Origin of the sequence: Kitasatospora sp. NPDC086009, from assembly GCF_044540385.1 — a bacterium.
In the GTDB taxonomy this organism is placed as follows: domain Bacteria; phylum Actinomycetota; class Actinomycetes; order Streptomycetales; family Streptomycetaceae; genus Kitasatospora.
Genome location: NZ_JBITSA010000016.1, coordinates 121,822 through 140,955, shown reverse-complemented (window position 1 = coordinate 140,955; position 19,134 = coordinate 121,822). Strand labels below are relative to the sequence as shown.

Genomic DNA, 19,134 nt, shown 5'->3' with positions numbered 1-19,134 from the left:
CTGCAACTGGACTCCCAGTACGGTCGCGATGGATGCTTGACCCCATGTCATCTCCCCCGACTGCACGACGGCAGCGCATCGGTTCCGAACTACGCAAGATGCGCGACGCTGCGGGTGTCACGACTGCTGAGGCGGCCGCAGTCCTCGGCCTGGCCCGCACGAAGGTCACGCTCATCGAGCAGGGGAGCTACACGGTGACTCCCGAGCGAGTGATCGCCCTTGCCGACAGATACAAGGAATCCGACTCCGAGTACGTCCACGCTCTCGCCGAGATGGCAGGTGAGCGAGCCAAGGGCTGGTGGGAAGAGTATCGGGGATCCGTACCGGCAGGGTTTCTTGAAATCGCCGAGTTCGAGTTCCATGCCAAGGGCATGCACTCATACCAGATCTGCCATCCACCCGGCCCCATGCAAACCGAACGCTACAGCAGGGCTGTCTTCGTGGAGGCTCAGCCGCCACTTACGCCTCGAATCATCGAGACTCGCGTCGAGCATCGCATGAAGCGATCCGAGATTCTCATGAGGGGCGGCGCCGAGCCATACACGGCACTGGTTCACGAGGCGGCTCTTCGCATGCGCTTCGGGGGTCGCGAGGTCACTCGCGAGCAGCTGGACTGGATGCTTGAACTCTCACATCTTCCCCATGTGACTTTGCGCGTTGTGCCCTTCGAATCAGGAGGATTCGTAGGATCCGGCCAGGCGATCATCTATGCAAATGGTCCAGTGCCACGCCTTGATACGGTCCAGTACGACTCCGTGGATGGGCCGATCTACCTCCACTCAACGGAGTACTTGGACAAGTACAGCGCGATCATAGCGAAGATGACCGATAGGTCTCTTTCCGCTGATGATTCACGTGACCTGATCTCAACCATCAAGAGGGAGATGTAGGCCAATGGAGAACCTTTCTTGGATGCGCCCTGCCGCGTGCGCCAACTCCAACAACTGCCCCGAAGTGGCCATAACCGCCGACACTGTCTACCTCCGCAGCAGCCTCCAGCCCTCCGCCGTCGCCCAACTGACCACCGACGAGTGGCGTGACCTCCTCGCCGGGATCCGCAACGGGGAGTTCGACGTCTGACACCCGGGCCCGCCCCGGGCTCCCTCCCTCTCCACCGGGCCCGGGGCGTAGTGTGCGAACGGTGATCGAACTGAGCTTCCGGGGGAAAGACCGGTATCGCCCGTCCTGGCTTCATCTCGGCGTCCTCTGTGTGGTGTTGGCCGTCGAGGGAGTCTTCGCCGCCTACCGTCTCGGCCCGGCGGGCTTCGGCTGGGTGCTCGGCGGGACCCTGGTGCTGGTCGGCCTCGCCACCTCCGTCGTGCTCCGGTCCTGGACCACCGTCGACGCCTCCGGCATCACCATCTGCTGGGGCCTCGGTCGCGGCCGCACCTATCCCTGGCACGAGATCCGCTGGATCGACATCCGCGAGACCGACAACCAGTACGGGTACTCGCTCGTGCCCCGGATCTACCTCACGAACGGCCGGCGCCGCTCACTGCCCGGGCTCCAGCACAGCGACATCTACCCCTCCCCCGACTTCCACGTGGACTTCCGGCGCATCATCAACTGGTGGGAGCTGAGCACGGATCCGAGCATCCGCGTCCAGCCGTCGAAGCAACTCCGCGACCGGGTGGGCCCCATGGCGGTCGGGGTCATCGTCGGCCTCGTCATCGCGGTCGTCGTCGGAATCGTCTTCGTCGTGAAGAGCTGACCCGGCCGTGCCTCGGCTGTGCCCCGAGCCCCGCTCGAACCCGAAAGGACAACCCCGCATGACCAGCCCGCAGGACGTGGTCGAGCAGCAGCTCACCGCCTACAACAACCACGACATCGACGCCTTCGTCGCCACCTACGCCGAGGACGTCCTCGTTCTGCGGCGTGACGGCAGCCGCCTGGAAGGCCGTCAGGCCCTGCGCGACACCTACACCCGGCAGTTCGACGCGGGCCGCTGCCGGGCGGAGATCGTAGGACGGCTCACCGAGGGCGACTGGGTGGTCGACCACGAAGTTGCCCACGGCCTGTCCGACGAACCGGTCCGCGTCCTGGTGGCCTACCGGGTCCGCGAAGGCCTCATCGACCGCGTCGAGTTCCTCGGCTAAGCCCGCGCACCCTGCTCGCCCCACCCTGCTCGCCAAGCCCTGCTCGCCAAGCCCTGCTCGCCCCGCCCTGCTCGCCCGTCACCCCGCCGACAGCAGGGCGGTGAGCACCTCCTCCGGGTCAGGACCGTGCACCGTCAGCGCCTCCGCGCGGACGGCAGCGAGGTCCAGGGCGTCCAGCACGGCCTTCACCGTGACGATCGAGTTGTCGCCGGGTATGGACAGCGCCAGCGCCTCCTCGTCCGGCGCCGCGTAGTCGAAGAGCGCTGCGGCCGCCCGGAGTTCGGCCCGGCCGGCGAAGCTCAGCCGCAGGTGACTACCCGGGACGAACCGCTTCAGCTCGACCGCCGTGCCCTCGGCCACGATCCGGCCGCCGTTGAGCACGGCCGTCCGGTCGGCGACCCGGTCCGCCTCCTCCAGGTGCCGCGTGGTGAGCAGGACGGTGAGGCCGTGCTCGGTGGCGAGGCCCCGGACCGCCTCCCCCAGCGCCCGCCGGCCCGCCGCGTCGAGGCCGGCGGTCGGCTCGTCGAGCAGGACGACCCGAGGCTCCCCGACCAGCGCCATCGCCAGATCCAGCGTGCGCAGCACGCCGACCGGGAGACCGGCGGCCGCTCCGTTCGCCACCTCGCTCAGCTCGAAGCGCCGCAGCAGCTCCGCGACCCTCCTGCGCCCCTCCCGACGACCCAGGTGGTGGAGGTCCGCCATCAGGAGCAGGTTCTCCTCGGCGGTGAGCAGCTTGTCCACCGCCGAGACCTGGCCGACGACACCGATCGCCCGCCGGACCTCACCCGCGCCCCGAACTCCGCCCACGCCCCGGACCGCACCCGCACCCGCGCCCCGAGCCCTGCCCCCTTGCAGGGCCCGGCCCCCTTGCGGGACCCTGCCCACTTGCGGGACCCTGCCCGCCCGCTGCACCAGCTCGTGCCCGGCCACCCGCACCACCCCGCCGTCGGCCGGGACGAGCGTGGAGAGGATCCGCACGACGGTGCTCTTCCCGGCTCCCCTCGCCCCGAGGAGTGCGAACACCGTGCCCTCGGGGACCGTCAGGTCGATGCCGTCCAGCACCACTCTCCCCCCGTAGGACTTGGTCAGTCCGGCCACGGAGACCGCCGCCGTGATCGGGGCGGCGGGGACCGGCCGCAGGGTCATGGCTCACGCCTCCTTCGCTACCGGGTACGCCGGGCCGTGGCCCGGTGGTCAGGAACGCCGGATCACGATGTCACCGAGCTGCGTCCGCCCCCGGATCTCGACCCGCTCCGTCGCCTCGCCGGGGCCCGCCGCGGCGCCGAGCGAGTTGCGGAGGCTACCGAGCTTGGTGTGGACGTCGAGCCAGGCGGCCGTGCCCTCGCGGATGCCGACCTCCAGCTCGCCGATGGCGCTCTGCAGGACGACCCGCCCGCGGACCACCTCACCGATCCGGATGGCGCCCTGGGCCGTCTTGATGTCCACGTCCCCGAGGGCCGCGCCGACCTGGATCTGGCCGTTGGAGGAGTTGACCTTGAGGTCCCCGCCGGCCTCGCCGATCACCGTCTCGCCGTTGAGGTTCTTCACCGTCACCGTGCCCGCCACGGTGCCGATCTCGACCCGGCCGGAGCCGTTGACCTCGGCGTCCCCGTCGGCCCGCCGCAGCCGGACGTCCCCGTGGTCCGTCCGCAGGTGGACGGAGTCCGCGTGCTCGACCTGGATCCGGCCGACCGACGTCCGCACCCGGCAGTCGCCCAGCAGCCCCTCGCAGAGGAAGTCCCCCATCGGCGCGTTGCCGTGGACCTCCGAGCCGGCCGGCAGCTCGACGGTGACATCGACCGAGCCCGCCCGCCCGAAGAGCGAGCGCTTCTTCGGGCCCTTCACCACCAGGGCGCCGCCCGCGTAACTGATCCTGGTCTGCTCCGCGGCCTTGACGTCCGCCTCGACCGCCGGGTCCGCCGGCCGGACCTCGACCACGGTGTCCGTGCGCTTGCCCGCGGCGATCCGGACGGACGCGATGTCGAACTCGATGGTGGCGCTGATCGGGCCGGGAGTGTCGAAAGAAGGCATGGCTGTCCCGTTCTCTTGGCTCTGATGGATGAACCCGCCGGTCGGACGGGGTGGAAGGAGAAGGAGTGGGAAGCGCGGAACCTAGTGGACCCAGCCGGTGAACCCCTGCCCGGTGGGTGACACCGTCCGCCCGACGGCCCGGACGGGCTCGCCCGGCTCCAGGGCGGCGGCGACGGCGCGCACCAGCCAGGCGTTGGCCGAGAGTCCCTCCTGACCGGCTGCCTCCTCGACCCTGGTCTTGAGGTGGGCGGGCAGGCGGAAGTTGATCCGGGCGGTGTTGCCGTCCTCCCCCTCCGCCCCCGCCGGTGCCACCGGCGGCGCCACCGGCGCCGGTGACCGCTCACCGGCGTCGTGGAACACCTCCGGCGACGGTGGCGCCATCACCACGAACTCCGGATCCAGCCCCCGGAGCCGGACGTCCACCGAGCCGGGCGCAAGATCACGGGTGACCTCGCCCATCGCGGCGGAGAGGGCGTTGAGAAGGGTGAGCCGCACGGCCGACTCCAGCGGAAGAGTCAGGCGCTCGGCCAGGGCACGGGCTTCGTCTCCGCCCGCGCTCGCTGCGACCGCGAGCTCGTTCCGGAGGTTGTCGACGTACGGCGAGAGGTCCATGACCCAAGAATGGCACACCAGTGGCGCCACACCAAGCCCTTTTGGCGCCACAACCCGAAAGAGTGGCGCCACACGTCGGCGCGGGCCCCGCCGCCGGACGCACCGCGGGCCGGTACCGTCCAGGACGGCACCGGCCCGCAGGCATTCCAGGGGAAGGTCAGACCGTGCCCCACCCAGCCAGGTGGGCGTCGATCTCGCCGACGATCCGGGCCTTGCCGGCCGGGTCCAGGAAGGACGCCTCGACCGCGTTGCGCGCCAGCGCGGCGACGCCCGCCTCGTCCAGGTCCAGCAGCCGGGCCGCGACCGCGTACTCGGTGTTGAGGTCGGTGCCGAACATCGGCGGGTCGTCGCTGTTGACGGTGACCAGCAGGCCCGCGTCGACCATCTGCCGGATCGGGTGCTCCTCGATCCGCTCGACCGCGCGGGTCGCGATGTTCGAGGTCGGGCAGACCTCCAGGGCGATCCGGTGCTCGCCGAGGTGGTCCATCAGGGCCGGGTCCCGCACGGCCTGGGTGCCGTGGCCGATGCGCTCGGCGCCGAGCAGCCGCAAGGCGTCCCAGACCGTCTCGGGGCCGGTGGTCTCGCCCGCGTGCGGGACGCTGCGCAGACCGACCGCCCGCGCCCGGTCGAAGTACGGCTTGAACTGCGGGCGCGGCACGCCGATCTCCGGGCCGCCGAGGCCGAAGCTGACCAGGCCCTCGGGGGCGAGGTCGACGGCGAGCCGGGCGGTCTCCTCGGCGGCGGCCAGACCGGCCTCGCCGGGGATGTCGAAGCACCAACGGAGCACGACGCCGAGGTCCTTCTCGGCCCGCACCCGGGCGTCCTCGATGGCCTCCATGAAGGCGACGTCGGGGATGCCCCGGCTGACCGAGGAGTACGGCGTGATGGTCAGCTCCGCGTACCGGATGTTCTGCCGGGCCATGTCCTCGGCGACGCCGTAGGTCAGCGCGCGGACGTCCTCGGCGTCGCGGATCAGGTCGACGACGCTGAGGTAGACCTCGATGAAGTGGGCGAAGTCGGTGAAGGTGAAGTACTCGGCGAGGGCGGCCGGGTCGACCGGCACCTTCGACCGGCCGCGGTGGCGCGCGGCCAGCTCGGCGACCACCCGCGGCGAGGCCGAGCCCACGTGGTGGACGTGCAGCTCCGCCTTGGGCATCCCGGCGATGAACGCCTCGATGCCCCGGTTCGCGGTGGGGTTTCCGATCCGACTTCCGTCCGGCTGGACCACGGTGGTGCCCTTCTTCTCTACGCGCGTATCAAGCTGTGTCCGCAAGGATAAGCACAGGTGGCTCACCCCCCGAGGGCAACCGCCACGGTGTGGATGAGCAGTCCCGCCAGCGCTCCGACCACGGTCCCGTTGATCCGGATGAACTGCAGGTCACGGCCGACGTTGGCCTCGATCTTGCGGGACGCGTCGTCCGCGTCCCAGCCGGCCACGGTCTCGGAGATCAGCGAGGTGATCTCCGCACGGTAGGTGTCGACGAGGTACTGGGCGGCGTCCTGGAGCCAGCCGTCCACCTTGGCCTGGAGCTTCGGCTCGGTCGCCAGGCGCGCGCCGAAGTCACGCACGCCGTCACGGATGCGCCGGCGCAGCTCGCTGTCCTCGTCCTCGGCCGCGGTCAGCACCAGGGCGCGGACGGCGGCCCAGGTGGAGGCGATGAGCTCCTGCACCTCGGGGCGGACCAGCAGGTCGGCCTTGGCCCGCTCGACCCGGGCGATGGTCTCCCGGTCGCTCTGCAGTTCGGTGGCGAAGTCGGCGAGGAAGTTGTCGACGGCGCCGCGCGCGGCGTGGTGCGGGTCGTCCCGGATGTCGGTGACGAACCGCATCAGCTCCTTGTAGACCCGCTCGCCGACCTGGTGGTCGAGGAACCTCGGCGTCCAGCCCGGGGTCTTCTGGGTGACCCGCTGGACCACCTCCTCGTGGTTCTCGGTCAGCCAGTCGTGCACCCGGACGGCGATCAGGTCGACCACGCCGTGGTGGCCGCCGTCGGCGACCACCCTGCCGAGCATCCGGCCCATCGGCTCGGCGACCGAGGTGGCGGCGGCCCGCCTGGTCACCGCCTCGCCGACGACCGCCTGGACGTCGTCGTCGCGCAGCACCGCGAGGACGCCGCGCAGCGCGGCCGACGCCTCCTTGGTGACCCGCTCGGCGCTGCCGGGCGCGGCCAGCCACTCCCCCAGCCGGCGGGCGATGCCGAGCGCGGCGAGCCGGCCGCGCACCACCTGGCCGGAGAGGAAGTTGTCGCCGACGAAGTCGCCGAGCGACTTGCCGAAGGCGTCCTTCTTGGTCGGGATGATCGCGGTGTGCGGGATCGGCAGGCCGAACGGACGGCGGAAGAGCGCGGTCACCGCGAACCAGTCGGCGAGCGCGCCGACCATGCCCGCCTCGGCGGCGGCGGCCAGGTAGCCCGCCCAGGCGCCGGCACCGGCCGCCTTCGCCCAGGTGGCCAGGGCGAAGACCAGGGTCGCGAAGGCCAGCAGGCCGGTCGCGATGGTCTTCATCCGGCGGACGCCGCGTCTCTTCTCCTCGTCGGCCGCGGTGAACCGGACCCCGGGCCCGGTCCCGCTGAAGGCATCGTCACTCACCCCGCCAGTCTGCCCGTTGCCGGCGCATGCGGAGGGCGCGCCCCACAAAGACGCGCCCCCGCCGTGGGAACGCCGTGCGCCCGGCCCGGCCACCGGACCGGACGCACGCCCGCCGCGCCGGGGCCGGTCAGCCGATCGCGACCTCCGCGTACATCCGGGCGATCACGTCCTCGATGGCCGGCTCGCGGACCGACAGGTCGACCATCGGGTACCGGTCGGCGACCGCGGCGACGATCGGGGCGGCGCTCTGCTGGGCCGGGAAGGCCAGCCACTGCCGCGGCCCGTCGACCTTCACCACCCGGGCGCCGGGCACCTCGATCGGCGGCCGCGCCTCGGCGAGGTCGACGACCAGGGTCCGCTCGCTGTCGCCCGCCGCGTGCAGCCCCTCCAGGCCGCCGTCGTAGACGACCCGGCCGTGGTCGATCACCATGACCCGGCCGCAGAGCTGCTCGATGTCGGTGAGGTCGTGGGTGGTGAGCAGCACGGTGGTGCCCTCGTCGCGGTTGACCTCGCGCAGGAAGTCGCGCACCCGGCCCTTGCTCACCACGTCCAGCCCGATGGTGGGCTCGTCCAGGTAGAGCACCTGCGGGTCGTGCAGCAGCGCCGCCGCCAGGTCCCCGCGCATCCGCTGGCCGAGCGAGAGCTGGCGCACCGGGGTGTCCAGCAGGGCGCCGAGGTCGAGCAGTTCGACGCAGCGTCGGAGGTTGGCCCGATATCGGTGCTCGGGGATGCGGTAGATCCGGCGGGCCAGCTCGTAGGAGTCCCGGAGCGGGAGGTCCCACCAGAGCGTGGTGCGCTGCCCGAAGACGACGCCGATCCGGCGGGCCAGCGCGACGCGCTCCCGGGCCGGGTCGACGCCGGCGACGCGCAGCCGGCCGCCGGAGGGCACCAGGATGCCGGTGAGCATCTTGATGGTGGTGGACTTGCCCGCGCCGTTCGGGCCGATGTAGCCGACGCATTCGCCGGCCTCCACCGTGAAGCTCAGCCCGTCCACCGCGCGGACCTCGCGCTTCTCGCGCTTCAGCCGGCCGGCCTTGGCGCGGACGGTGAAGGTGCGGCGGACGTCGTCGAGTTCGATCAGTGCCATGGGAGTCCTGCTTTCGAAGGGGGTTCGGGACCGGGTCAGCTGCCGGTGGCGCGGTAGGCCCGCAGCCCGGCGCGCCAGGCCAGTCCGGCCGCCACCAGGGCGAGGACGGCGGCGATCGGCGAGGCGTACTGGAAGGCGGTCGGCAGGCCGAGCGGGTCGGGCCGGTCGAGGATCCGCAGCGCGGGCAGCCAGTTGACGAATGCCAGCGGGACGCCGAACACGGTGCCCGCCACCAGCTCCTTGGCGAAGACGGTCGGCGGGTAGTGCAGCACGGTGGCGCCGCCGTAGGTGAAGGCGTTCTGGATCTCCTTGGCCTCGCCCCACCAGAACTGGAGGGTGGCGAAGCCCACGAACACCGCGGCGAAGATCGCCGTGCCGCAGACCAGCAGGGACGGGACGAGCAGCACCCGGTCCCAGGTCCAATCGACGTCCAGGGCGGCCAGCGACCAGGCCAGCACCCCGACCGCCTGCACCGGCCGGCCGATCCGGCGCAGCGAGAAGCGCTCGGCGCAGACCTGGGCCAGCGCCGGGGCGGGCCGGATCAGCATGGTGTCCAGCGTGCCCGCCCGGATCCGCTGGCCCAGGCCGTCGACGCTGCCGACCAGCAGGTTGGCCATGCCCAGCGCGAAGCCCGAGGTGCCGTAGAGGAAGCCGAGCTCGGGCAGCGTCCAGCCGCCGAGCCGGTCGGTGTGCCGGAACATCAGGATCACTACGACGAAGTCGAGGAAGGTGATCACCAGGTTGGCGACGAGCATCAGCACGAAGGACGCCCGGTAGGACATCGTCGCCCTGGTCCACATCGCGGCGGTGAGCCACCAGGCGCGCAGCGCCCAGCGGGTCCGGGCGAGCAGGCCCCGCTCGGTCGGGAGCGGACCGGTGGAGAGCGGGTCGTTCGGGAGCGGGTCGCCTCCGGCGGGCGGGGCCGCGGCGCGGGCGAGGGCCGGCTCAGCCACCCTGGACCACCACCTTGCGGGTGGCGAGCAGCTGGACGCCCCGGCCGAGGAGGACCAGCCCGAGGCCCCAGACGAGTTGGAAGCCGAGCGCACCGAGCAGCGCGGCCCCGGCCGAGCGCTCCAGGAAGACGTCGGTCGGCACCTGGATCAGCGCGGCCCACGGCAGCACCGGCGCGATCTCGCCGAGCAGGCCGGGGAAGAGCGCCAGCGGCAGCAGCATCCCGGAGAAGAACATCGACACCACCAGCATCACCGAGCGCACCCCCTCCGAGTCGTGCAGCCAGAAGCCGGTGAGCGAGACGAGGAAGCGCAGCCCGAAGCTGACCACCACCGCGAGCAGCACCGACAGCAGGAAGTACAGCCAGGTCAGCGGGTGTTCGGGCAGCCGGACCCGGAAGACCAGCGCCCCCGCCAGCATCGGCAGGGTGCCGCGGGCGAGCAGGTGGTAGCCGGCCCGGCCGAGGTCGGTGGCCAGCCACCAGCCCTGGAAGTCCACCGGGCGGTAGAGGTCGATGGCGATGTCGCCGCTGCGGAACCGGTCCTGGACGTCGTCCTGGAAGCCGCCGCCCCAGACCGCGACGGTGACCAGCAGCGCCTGGCTGACCCAGATGTAGGTGACGGCGGCGCTCTGGTCGTAGCCGCCGAGGCCGGGCCGGGCCTGCCAGAGGGCGACGAAGGTGTAGGCGAGGATGAAGCCGAAGACGGTGTTGGTGAAGGCCCCGGCCAGGGTGGCGGCCCGGTAGGTGGCGTAGCGGCGGAAGGCTCCGCGGGCGATGGCGAGGTAGAGCGCCACCGCGGCGCCCGGACCGCCGGCGGCGCCCGCGGGATGTGGAGCACCACGGGGATCGGGATCGGGAGGGTGTCGGAACCGCGACTCGGCGGGAAGAGCGTTCGACATATTGTCTCCTTGTCGACAAATAGGAGCGGGCAGGTGCCCCCGGGGACACCGGCGCACGCGGACCGGCCCCGGCCGGCCCCACCCGGAGGGTGCCGGGTCAGGCGGGCGGAGCTGCCCGAACTGGGTGCGCTATGTGGTTCGCACCTTTCACCGTACCTCCGGCGATCTTCCCGCGCACCCGGTTATTCCAACGCCTGATCACGGGTCAAATAGCACATAATCGCGGCATGACCTTGAGGGCAGACCACAGCACCCGGCGCAGCGCCAGACGGGCCGCCCGCCGCGAAGCCCGCCGCGCCAAGCCGCTGTGGCGCCGGCTCCTGCCCACCTGGCGGGTCACCCTCGGCGCGCTCACCGCGACCCTGCTGCTCGCCGTCGGCTCCTTCGCCGTGCTCTACCTCATCGTCCCCGTGCCCGACGCCAACGCCCACGCCGTCGCCCAGAACAACATCTACCTCTACGCCGACGGCACCACCGAGATCGCCCGCACCGGCGCCGTGAACCGCACCGACGTCACGATCGACCAGATCCCGCTCGACACCCGGCACGCCGTCGTCTCCGCCGAGGACCGCACCTTCTACCGCAACGGCGGCATCGACCTGAAGGGCATGGTCCGGGCCGGCTGGAACACCCTCACCGGACTCGGCACCCAGGGCGGCTCCACCATCACCCAGCAGTACGTCAAGAACTACTACCTGACGCAGGACCAGACCATCGAGCGCAAGGGCCGCGAACTCTTCATCGCGCTCAAGGTCGACCAGCAGCGCAGCAAGGACCAGATCCTCGCCGGGTACCTCAACAGCAGCTACTTCGGCCGGGGCGCCTACGGCATCCAGAGCGCCGCCCACGCCTACTACGGCACCGACGTCTCCCGCCTCACCCTCCCCCAGGGCGCCTACCTCGCCGCCCTGCTCCAGGCCCCCAGCGCCTACGACGTCAAGACCGCCACCCCCGCCAACCGCGAGAAGGCCGTCGCCCGCTGGAACTACACCCTCGACGGCATGGTCCAACTCGGCTTCCTCAGCCCGGCCGACCGCGCCGCCACCACCTTCCCCGACCCGATCGACCCCCAGCCCGCCACCGGGCTCAAGGGCCAGTCCGGCTACCTGGTCGGCGTCGCCGACGACTACCTCGTCTCCGCCGGCATCATCGACGCCGCCACCCTCAAGTCCGGCGGCTGGCGCATCACCACCACCTTCGACAAGCCCCGCCAGGACGCCTTCGTCCAGGCCGTCCAACAGGAACTCACCGCCGAACTCGACCCCGTGGCCCGGCCCGCCACCGACACCGACGTCCGGGTCGCCGGCGCCTCCGTCGAACCCGCCACCGGCCGGGTCGTCGCCGTCTACGGCGGCCCCGACTACGCCAAGCAGCCCTACAACGACGTACTGCGCCAGGACAACCAGATCGGCTCCACCTTCAAGGCCTTCGACCTCGCCGCCGGCCTCACCTCCGGCCGCAGCAGCGGCGACGGCCGCCCGATCACCACCGAGACCCGCTACGACGGCACCAGCGAACGCCCCGTCACCGGCGGCCCCACCCCGTACGCCCCGCCCAACGAGGACGGCATCGACTACGGCAGCATCACCCTGCGCTACGCCATGGTGAAGTCCGTCAACTCGGTGTACGCCCAGGAGGGCGTCGACGCCGGACTCGCCCACGTCCGCGACACGGCCGTCCGGCTCGGCATCCCCGACAACGTCCCCGGCATGGACCCGGCCAACACCTCGATGACGCTCGGCACCGCCACCCCCAGCGCCCTCAACCTGGCCGGCGCCTACGCCGGCCTCGCCAACCACGGCCAGACGTACGCCCCCTGGTCGGTCGGCAAACTCGAACGCGTCAACTCCGGCGGCGCCATCGACGTCCCCAAGATGCCTGAACACGTCCCCACCAGCGCCCTCGACCGGGGCGCCGCCGACGCCGTCACCGACGTCCTGCGCGACGTCGTCAGCACCCGCGGCACCGGCGCCGCCGCCCTCGACCTCGGCCGCCCCGCCGCCGGCAAGACCGGCACCACCGACTCCAACCTCTCCGCCTGGTTCGCCGGCTTCACCCCCGAACTCGCCACCACCGTCGGCCTGTTCCGGGAGAACCCGAAGACCCACGCCAAGGAGCCGCTGTCCGGCACCGCCGGCTACGAACGGATCAACGGCGGCGCCTTCCCCACCCGGATCTGGACGGCCTACATGGCCGACGCCCTCGACGGCACCGACGTCCAGCGCTTCGACCTCCAGACCGGCCGCGGCACCACCCAGACCGGCGGGCCGACCGGCAGCGGCTCACCCTCCCCGTCGCCGTCGCCCAGCGCCACGGCCACCGCCACCACCACCGCGCCGACGCACACCCCGACGCCGTCCGCCCCCGCCCCGCCCAGCCCCAGCAGCCGGCCCACCGAGACGGCGCCGGCGCCCAGCCCCGAGGCCCCCGCCCCGACCGGCACCCCGGAACAGCCGCCCGCGCCCACCAACCGACCCACCGCGCCGCCGCGGCCGACGCACACCCCGACCGCGCCCCCGAGCACCCCGCCCCCGGCCGGCGACACCAGCACCCCGCCGACCCGCCCGGCCACCGCCCAGCCCCCCGCACCGGCCGACGGACACCCCGCCGGACAGGCCCCGTAGCACCCGGAGCCCCAGAGCCCGCTATCGGCGCCCCCAGGGCCTCAGCACCTCAGGACCTCAGGACACCAGCTCCCGCTCCAGCGGCGTCCGGAACCGCGGCGTCACCCGCACCTGGCCCAACCAGCCCGCCAACCGCGCCGCCTCCACCTCGACCGCCGCCCGCGCCTCGGCCCCGGCATCCGCCAGGAACCGCCACACCAGCTCACCGTCGGGGCGCTGCGCCCAGCCGCCGACCACCCGGCCGCACCACCAGAGCGTCGGCCCGGCGTTTCCGGCCCGGTCGAACAGCGCCGGCACGTCCTCAGGCCGCAGGTACCAGTCCCGCCCGCGCCAGCCCATCACCGTCGGATCCAGCGCCGGCAGCAGCGCCGCCCACGGCTCCGGCTCCGCCACCGGCCCGTCGTCCCCCGGCAGCACCAGGCCCGCCACCGCGCCGGCCAGCGCCACCTCCACCGCGCCGACGTCCCCCAGCGCCCTGCGGGTGTCCCCCAGCGTCCAGCCCGTCCACCACTTCACGTCCTCGACCGTCGCCGGACCGTACGCCGCCAGCCAGCGCCGGACCACCTCGGCCTTCGCCTCCCGCACCGGCACGTCCGGCCACTGCGGCACCGGCGCCCACGGATAGCTGCTGCTCAGCCACGAACCGCGCGGCCGGGAGCGCCGCACGTGCCCGTCCGAGGCCAGCAGCCGCAGCAGCCGGCTGCCCACGCTCTGCCGGGCCTCGTACGGCTTGCCCTGCGCCATCAGCATCGTCTCGCGCAACGCCGGTACGTCCTCGGCGAGTTCGGACGTCGTCGCCTCGCCCCGCACGGCCAGCGCCGCCAGCACGGCCCGCTCCGTCGCGGCCAGCCGCGGCTCGTCCCACCCCTCGGCGAACTCCCGCAGGTGCTTCACCAGCGTGGCCCGCTCCTTGACCGCGATCGCCCGCGCCGCCGCGGAGCTGACGTACGGGGCGAACTCCTCCGTCACCGCGAAGAGGGTGCGCCGCATCGACAGCAGCTTCACCAGCGAGACGTCCTCGTACAGCGCCCGCTCCACCTCCGCCGCCGAGGGCTCCGCCAGCCGCGCGCAGGCCGACAGGTAGACCGTCGCCGCGTCCGTGGCGTGCAGCCCGACGACCGCGTCCGCCACCTCCTCCACCCGCGCCGCCCGCTCGGCCCGCGCCAGCAGGTGCCGCCGCCCGACCCGGGCCCGGCGCTGGTCGTCACCGATCGAAGGAACCCCGCCCGAAGGCACACCGCTGCTCATGCCCGGACCCTACTGCCGACCCCCGACAACCGCCCGGACACGACGGTGCGGGCCGCCGCGCCCTCGGCGCGCCGGCCCGCCCGGCAAGCCCTCACGGGGTGCCCGCCCGGACCCTCAGAGGTACAGCCCGGTCGAGCCCTCCGCGTCGCCGAAGCGCATCGCGGCCACCGCGTGCAGGTCACGCTCGCGCAGCAGCACGTAGGTGGCGCCGCGGACCTCGACCTCCAGCTTGTCCTCCGGGTCGTACAGCACGCGGTCACCGGGCTCCACCGAGCGGACGCTCTGGCCCACCGCGACGGCCTCGGCCCAGGTGCACCGCTTGCTGAGCTCCGCGGTGGCCGGGATGAGGATGCCGCCGGTCGAGCGGCGCTCGCCCTCGCTGCCCTCGGTCTTCACCAGGACGCGGTCGTGCAGCATCTTGATCGGCAGCTTCTCGCCCAGCCGGTCGTGGCGCGGCGGATCCTGCTCGGGGGAGGTGGTCCGCTGGGTCGGTTCGTCGTTCGTACTCACGACCCCGAAGGTACCGCTCCGCGGCGCCCCGCGTGACCCCGGACCGGCATCCGGCGGGCCGGGTGCGGTGGCACCCGGCCCGGCAGGACCCCGACCCTCAGCCCTTGCGGCGCTTGCGGGCCGAGGCGACCAACAGCACCAGGCCCACGCCGACCAGCGCGGCGGGCACGATCCGCTCCTTGCGCGGCTGCCCCTTCTCGTCCACGAACTGCGCCCTGGCCTGCTCGACCAGCCCGCTGGCCGCCACGTACACCCGGCCGGCCTTCTCCTCCACGGAGGCCACGGCCTTCGCCTTGACCTGGGCCGTGATGGTGCTCGGGTGGACGCGCATGGCGAGCTCGTCCAGGGTCGCGGCCAGCTGGGTGCGGGTGCGGGTGATGTCCGCCTCGATCTGAGCCGTCGTCCGCGCCGACTTGTCCTTCGTGCTCGCCTCGCCCACTCGGGCCACCCCAATTCACTGATGTTGTCCTGTGCGACTGACCCAGTTTGTCAGCTGCCGCCCCGGCCCGCGCGGCCCCACCCACCATCGGAGGTAAGTTGACCGTGGTACGACCACCCGTCCACGCACCAGGAGAGTCCCCCGTGAGTGAGCGTCTCCAGCCCGGCGACACCGCACCCGCCTTCAGCCTGTCCGACGCCGACGGCAACCAGGTGTCCCTCGCCGGCCACCTCGGCCGGAAGGTGATCGTCTACTTCTACCCCGCCGCGCTCACCCCCGGCTGCACGAAGCAGGCCTGCGACTTCACCGACAACCTGGAGGTCTTCGCGGGCGCCGGGTACGACGTCATCGGCATCTCGCCGGACAAGCCGGAGAAGCTGGGCAAGTTCCGCGAGGCCGAGGACCTCAAGGTCACCCTGCTCTCCGACCCGGAGAAGAAGGTGCTGGAGGCCTACGGCGCGTTCGGCGAGAAGAAGCTGTACGGCAAGACCGTCACCGGTGTGATCCGCTCCACCGTGATCGTCGACGAGCACGGCAAGGTCGAGCACGCCCTGTACAACGTCAAGGCCACCGGCCACGTCGCCAAGCTGCTGCGCGACCTCAAGGTCGAGGCGGCCTGACAGCCGCCCCCGCGGGGGCGGAAACGAAGCGGTGGCGGCGCACCCCCCGACCGGGTGCACCGCCACCGCGTCTCTCACCTCAGCGAGCCACGCTCATCGGATCGACCGATCAGCAGGCCCCGAGGTCGCTCCAGACACCCCACGAGCCACTGGCACTGGGGTCGTCGCCCTTGGTCCACCACTTGTTCTGGTAGTAGTGCCCCTTCCAGGACACCTTGGTGGTGGACGCGTAGGTGGTGCCCGCGTCCCAGCCCGGCGCGCCCGTGCAGGCCCCCGAGGTCGGGGTCGCGGTCGGGGTCACCGTGGGCGTCACGGTCGGCGTGACGGTCGGCGTCACCGTGGGCGTGACCGTCGGGGTCACGGTGGGCGTCACGGTCGGCGTGACCGTGGGCGTCACGGTCGGGGTGACCGTCGGCGTCGCGGTCGGCGTCGCGGTGCCGCCGCCCGTGCTGCCGCGGGTCAGGTCGCCCTTCAGGCCGTACAGCGTGCCGGCGACGTTGACCGTCCAGTTCGACGGCGTCGAGACCGGCAGGTAGTAGACGAAGTCCAGGTCCACCGAAGCGCCCGGCGCCAGCGACTGCCAGCCCGGCAGCTTCACCGAGACGCGGTTGTAGGTGCCCTTGAGGCCGCCCACGTTGCCCGGACCGGGGTTGTCCTGCTTGATGACGGTCAGCCCGAACCCGGACTGGTCCTTGGCGTTGCCCGGGGCCGAGTTGCTGTAGTCGAACTGGAACTCGGTCCCGCCCGGCAGGGTCAGCGTCGAGTTGTTGACGATGTGGATCTTCGGGTTGATCGGGTAGTTCGAGTCGCCCAGCGCGAAGTTGGTGAACGTCACGTCGACCGGCAGGGTCTGCTGCGGCAGCGCGATCGTCGAGCGGGTCGCGTTGTACGGCGAGGCCGCCTTGAACTTGTCGTACATCAGCGAGGTCAGCGTCGAGCCGGGCACGTACTGGCCCTTGCCGCCGTTGGCCGCCGCGTCCCACTTGTAGTCGCCCGCGAGCTCCCAGATCATCGCGCCGCCGGCGCCCTGGTTGACGATGTAGTCCGCCTTGGCGGCCACCGACTGCTCGTCCTCGGTGGAGAGGAACACCTTCTTGGTGTCGTTCCACAGCCACGGCGCCACCAGGGTGGAGCTGTAGTTGCGGGTGTAGGTGCCCTGCAGGGCGGTGTCGGTCACGCCGTACTTGGAGAGGTAGTCGGGCACGATGCCCTTCTCCAGGTTCTTCGCGTGCCACATCGGGTTCGAGCCCGCCGGGGACTCCTTGCCCGCGTCGTCCTTGTCGTTCCAGATGTTGTCGATGCCGACCGCGCCGTCACCGCACGAGGTCAGCCCGGCGCCCACCGGGCAGGTGGTCGCGGACGCGGTGCCCCAGAGGCCGTTGGTCCCGCCGGTGACGTTCTTGAACCCGCGGGTGTAGTACGGCAGGCCGACGTTGATCCGGCCGCCCGGCATCGAGCCGCGGAAGTAGTGGTACGACCAGTCGGCGTTCAGGTAGCCGATGCCGCCGTACTGGCCGGTGCCGTACACGTTGGCCGCCGCCAGCTCGCCGTCCTTGCCGTCGTCGAACAGCGAGGCGTTCGGGCCGACGTACTTGTTCCAGGCGCCGTGCAGGTCGTACGACATGATGTTGACGTAGTCCAGGTACTGCGCGATCTGGAAGGTCTCCATGCCGCGCAGCAGGTAACCGGACGACGGGGCCGCGACCGAGAGCAGGTAGTGCTTGCCGTCGGCGGCGCCGGCCCGGTCCAGCTTCTCGCGCAGCGTCTTCATCAGCGCCGCGTAGCCCTTGGCCAGCGAGGCCCGCTTGCCGTTGGCGAGCTGCCAGTCCAGCGGGTTGCCCGCGTCCTTCATCGAGGTCGGGTACTCGTAGTCGACGTCGACGCCGTTGAAGCCGTACTTCTTGATGAAGTCGACCGAGGAGTTGGCGAAGGCGTCGATGCCCGCCTGGTTGACGCTGCCGTCCGGGTTGACCGTCAACGAGTAGAAGCCGCCGGAGTTGACGCGCTTGCCGTCGTCGCCGAAGTACCCGCCGGTCTCGGTCCAGCCGCCCACCGAGATCATGGTCTTGACGTTCGGGTGCTGCTTCTTGAACTTCGTCAGCAGGTTGAAGTGGCCCTTGTAGGGCAGCGACGGGTCCAGCTCGGCGCCGGGCACGCCCGGGAAGGAGATCCCGGTCGCCTCGTTCTTGTCGTTGTCGGTGCCGACCGAGATCTTGTTGTCGCTGCCGACGTGCCCGAACGCGTAGTTCAGGTGGGTGACCTTGTCCCAGGGGATGTCGCTCACCAGGTAGGGCGGGGTCCCGTCCTTGCCGGTACGCCAGCCGGTGAAGTAGCCGATGACGCGGCGCTGGTGGTCCGCGCCCATCTTCTCGCGGCCCTCGGTGTCGTAGACGCTGCAGTACGGGACGTCCACCCCGGGCGTCTGGTACATGCCGTCCGGCCGACAGGCCGCGTTGTCGACGGTGGCGGACGCCTGCGAGGGCGCCGCACCCAGCGTCGCCATCAGCAGGCCGGCCAGGCCGGCGACCGCCAGCGAGGCCATGCCCGCCCGGGCGGCCGGGTTCTTGGAATGCCGGGCAGCGGTGGGACGCCGCTCGGCCGTGCTTCGGATCAACACTCGGTCCTCCGGGAGAGAGTGTCGGCGCATGCCTGTGGGGGAGCACGCACGTGGGGGAATGCAGATTGGCGCTGAAGCTATGTGGTCTGAACCACAAAGGTCAATAGGTCTGTACCAATTGGTAATCAAATCCCCAACAACACCGGTCGAACGGCTGATACCCGTCGGTCAGCCGTCCGCATGCCGACGACTGTGCCGGGCCACCCGGACCCGCGTCCCACAGGCCGTCGAACACCACGCCCGACGCGCGTGCCGCTGCAGGAAGAACAGGATGCAGCCCGGCGCCGGACAGGCCCGCACCAGCTCCCGCCGACCCCCCGTCAGCAACTCCACCGCCGCCTGCGCCACCCGCCCCAGCAGCACCGCCCCACGCTCCCCCGCGGCCGTCCGGCGCACCCCCCGCGCGGCCGCCCCCGGCCCCAGCTCCACCCACCCCGGCGCCGCCCGCACCGCCGCGTTCACCACCGCCACCTCCGCCGCCCCCGCCGGCTCCCCCGCCACCACCGCCGTCAGCACCGCCCGCAGGGCCCCGCGCAGCTCCAGGAACGCCGCCAGCTCCGCCGGCCCCGGCGACCCGGCCGGGACGCTCGCCAGATCCAGCTCGACGGCGTGCCGGTCCACCCAGACCGCCAGGTCCGACGGCTCCACCAGAACGTCCACCAGATGCCCGCGCAGACCACCCCGCACGAAGGTGCTGTTCACCAGATCCAGCGCGAGATGCTCACCGCCGACCGGCATCGCGTCCACCGCGCCACGCTCCACCATGCCCATGCCTAACGGTAACGCCACTTGCCACCGGTTAGCCAAAGCCCG

General features: G+C 71.9%; 19 protein-coding genes. 6 read left to right on the top strand and 13 right to left on the bottom strand.

Going from position 1 to position 19,134, the window contains the following annotated elements; all coding sequences use genetic code 11:
- Nucleotides 1-32: 32 nt before the first annotated feature.
- The 4 genes from ACIF6L_RS30580 to ACIF6L_RS30565 all read left to right on the top strand — a co-directional run bounded on the left by ACIF6L_RS30580 (nt 33) and on the right by ACIF6L_RS30565 (nt 2,096).
- Nucleotides 33-890: a helix-turn-helix domain-containing protein gene (locus ACIF6L_RS30580; protein WP_396490657.1), complete on the top strand. Its 858-nt coding sequence runs from the start codon at nt 33-35 to the stop codon at nt 888-890.
- A gap of 4 nt (nt 891-894) precedes the next feature.
- Nucleotides 895-1,080 (top strand): DUF397 domain-containing protein, encoded by a 186-nt coding sequence (locus tag ACIF6L_RS30575; RefSeq protein WP_396490658.1) that lies wholly within the window; start codon nt 895-897, stop codon nt 1,078-1,080.
- 61 nt (nt 1,081-1,141) lie between these two features.
- Nucleotides 1,142-1,711: a hypothetical protein gene (locus tag ACIF6L_RS30570; protein WP_396490659.1), complete on the top strand. Its 570-nt coding sequence runs from the start codon at nt 1,142-1,144 to the stop codon at nt 1,709-1,711.
- A gap of 58 nt (nt 1,712-1,769) precedes the next feature.
- On the top strand, nt 1,770-2,096 hold the full coding sequence (locus tag ACIF6L_RS30565) for a nuclear transport factor 2 family protein (protein ID WP_396490660.1): 327 nt from the start codon (nt 1,770-1,772) through the stop codon (nt 2,094-2,096).
- A gap of 78 nt (nt 2,097-2,174) precedes the next feature.
- On the opposite strand, the gene ACIF6L_RS30560 is transcribed toward ACIF6L_RS30565, so the two are convergent.
- From ACIF6L_RS30560 to ACIF6L_RS30525, 8 genes are all read right to left on the bottom strand, one after another.
- Entirely contained in the window at nt 2,175-3,242 is a 1,068-nt protein-coding gene (locus ACIF6L_RS30560) for an ABC transporter ATP-binding protein (protein WP_396490661.1), read from the bottom strand.
- Between the two features lie 48 nt (nt 3,243-3,290).
- Nucleotides 3,291-4,127 carry a DUF4097 family beta strand repeat-containing protein gene (locus ACIF6L_RS30555; RefSeq protein ID WP_329487810.1) on the bottom strand — a complete coding sequence of 279 codons (837 nt, stop codon included), beginning with the start codon at nt 4,125-4,127 and terminating at the stop codon, nt 3,291-3,293.
- 81 nt (nt 4,128-4,208) lie between these two features.
- Nucleotides 4,209-4,739 (bottom strand): hypothetical protein, encoded by a 531-nt coding sequence (locus ACIF6L_RS30550; protein WP_396490662.1) that lies wholly within the window; start codon nt 4,737-4,739, stop codon nt 4,209-4,211.
- Between the two features lie 157 nt (nt 4,740-4,896).
- Nucleotides 4,897-5,967 (bottom strand): adenosine deaminase, encoded by a 1,071-nt coding sequence (locus ACIF6L_RS30545; protein ID WP_329487812.1) that lies wholly within the window; start codon nt 5,965-5,967, stop codon nt 4,897-4,899.
- Between the two features lie 62 nt (nt 5,968-6,029).
- Complete coding sequence (locus ACIF6L_RS30540) at nt 6,030-7,325, bottom strand: DUF445 domain-containing protein (RefSeq protein ID WP_329487813.1); 1,296 nt, start codon at nt 7,323-7,325, stop codon at nt 6,030-6,032.
- A 127-nt stretch (nt 7,326-7,452) separates the two neighbouring features.
- The gene (locus ACIF6L_RS30535; protein WP_329487814.1) at nt 7,453-8,412 is read right to left on the bottom strand and encodes an ATP-binding cassette domain-containing protein; all 960 of its coding nucleotides are present in this window, start codon (nt 8,410-8,412) and stop codon (nt 7,453-7,455) included.
- Nucleotides 8,413-8,447: 35 nt separating this feature from the next.
- Nucleotides 8,448-9,365, bottom strand: coding sequence for an ABC transporter permease (locus tag ACIF6L_RS30530; RefSeq protein ID WP_396490663.1), 918 nt, complete (start codon nt 9,363-9,365; stop codon nt 8,448-8,450).
- Entirely contained in the window at nt 9,358-10,158 is an 801-nt protein-coding gene (locus ACIF6L_RS30525; protein WP_396490705.1) for an ABC transporter permease, read from the bottom strand. The genes ACIF6L_RS30530 and ACIF6L_RS30525 overlap by 8 nt, the downstream gene beginning before the upstream one ends.
- A 332-nt stretch (nt 10,159-10,490) precedes the next feature.
- Between ACIF6L_RS30525 and ACIF6L_RS30520 the strand changes: the two genes are divergently transcribed.
- A complete protein-coding gene (locus tag ACIF6L_RS30520) occupies nt 10,491-12,887 on the top strand; it encodes a transglycosylase domain-containing protein (RefSeq protein WP_396490664.1) in 2,397 nt (798 codons plus the stop codon).
- 57 nt (nt 12,888-12,944) lie between these two features.
- On the opposite strand, the gene ACIF6L_RS30515 is transcribed toward ACIF6L_RS30520, so the two are convergent.
- The 3 genes from ACIF6L_RS30515 to ACIF6L_RS30505 all read right to left on the bottom strand — a co-directional run bounded on the left by ACIF6L_RS30515 (nt 12,945) and on the right by ACIF6L_RS30505 (nt 15,084).
- Nucleotides 12,945-14,135, bottom strand: coding sequence for a winged helix DNA-binding domain-containing protein (locus ACIF6L_RS30515; protein ID WP_359804965.1), 1,191 nt, complete (start codon nt 14,133-14,135; stop codon nt 12,945-12,947).
- Nucleotides 14,136-14,249: 114 nt separating this feature from the next.
- Nucleotides 14,250-14,552 carry a co-chaperone GroES gene (locus ACIF6L_RS30510; protein ID WP_057237824.1) on the bottom strand — a complete coding sequence of 101 codons (303 nt, stop codon included), beginning with the start codon at nt 14,550-14,552 and terminating at the stop codon, nt 14,250-14,252.
- A gap of 190 nt (nt 14,553-14,742) precedes the next feature.
- Nucleotides 14,743-15,084 (bottom strand): DUF3618 domain-containing protein, encoded by a 342-nt coding sequence (locus ACIF6L_RS30505; protein ID WP_329487818.1) that lies wholly within the window; start codon nt 15,082-15,084, stop codon nt 14,743-14,745.
- 143 nt (nt 15,085-15,227) lie between these two features.
- Here ACIF6L_RS30505 and bcp point away from each other — a divergent pair, with 143 nt between their 5' ends.
- Complete coding sequence (gene bcp / locus ACIF6L_RS30500) at nt 15,228-15,704, top strand: thioredoxin-dependent thiol peroxidase (RefSeq protein ID WP_329487819.1); 477 nt, start codon at nt 15,228-15,230, stop codon at nt 15,702-15,704.
- Between the two features lie 109 nt (nt 15,705-15,813).
- On the opposite strand, the gene ACIF6L_RS30495 is transcribed toward bcp, so the two are convergent.
- Complete coding sequence (locus ACIF6L_RS30495) at nt 15,814-18,246, bottom strand: chitinase C-terminal domain-containing protein (protein WP_396490706.1); 2,433 nt, start codon at nt 18,244-18,246, stop codon at nt 15,814-15,816.
- A gap of 243 nt (nt 18,247-18,489) precedes the next feature.
- The gene (locus tag ACIF6L_RS30490; protein ID WP_396490665.1) at nt 18,490-19,110 is read right to left on the bottom strand and encodes a CGNR zinc finger domain-containing protein; all 621 of its coding nucleotides are present in this window, start codon (nt 19,108-19,110) and stop codon (nt 18,490-18,492) included.
- Between the last annotated feature and the right edge of the window lie 24 nt (nt 19,111-19,134).

Coding starts and splice junctions, on each gene's coding strand:
- ACIF6L_RS30510 (WP_057237824.1), bottom strand. CDS start 14,552: ATGCTGCACGACCGCGTCCTGGTGAAGACCGAGGGCAGCGAGGGCGAG.
- ACIF6L_RS30515 (WP_359804965.1), bottom strand. CDS start 14,135: ATGAGCAGCGGTGTGCCTTCGGGCGGGGTTCCTTCGATCGGTGACGAC.
- ACIF6L_RS30560 (WP_396490661.1), bottom strand. CDS start 3,242: ATGACCCTGCGGCCGGTCCCCGCCGCCCCGATCACGGCGGCGGTCTCC.
- ACIF6L_RS30555 (WP_329487810.1), bottom strand. CDS start 4,127: ATGCCTTCTTTCGACACTCCCGGCCCGATCAGCGCCACCATCGAGTTC.
- ACIF6L_RS30580 (WP_396490657.1), top strand. CDS start 33: ATGCTTGACCCCATGTCATCTCCCCCGACTGCACGACGGCAGCGCATC.
- ACIF6L_RS30575 (WP_396490658.1), top strand. CDS start 895: ATGGAGAACCTTTCTTGGATGCGCCCTGCCGCGTGCGCCAACTCCAAC.
- ACIF6L_RS30495 (WP_396490706.1), bottom strand. CDS start 18,246: ATGGCCTCGCTGGCGGTCGCCGGCCTGGCCGGCCTGCTGATGGCGACG.
- ACIF6L_RS30565 (WP_396490660.1), top strand. CDS start 1,770: ATGACCAGCCCGCAGGACGTGGTCGAGCAGCAGCTCACCGCCTACAAC.
- ACIF6L_RS30550 (WP_396490662.1), bottom strand. CDS start 4,739: ATGGACCTCTCGCCGTACGTCGACAACCTCCGGAACGAGCTCGCGGTC.
- ACIF6L_RS30535 (WP_329487814.1), bottom strand. CDS start 8,412: ATGGCACTGATCGAACTCGACGACGTCCGCCGCACCTTCACCGTCCGC.
- ACIF6L_RS30520 (WP_396490664.1), top strand. CDS start 10,491: ATGACCTTGAGGGCAGACCACAGCACCCGGCGCAGCGCCAGACGGGCC.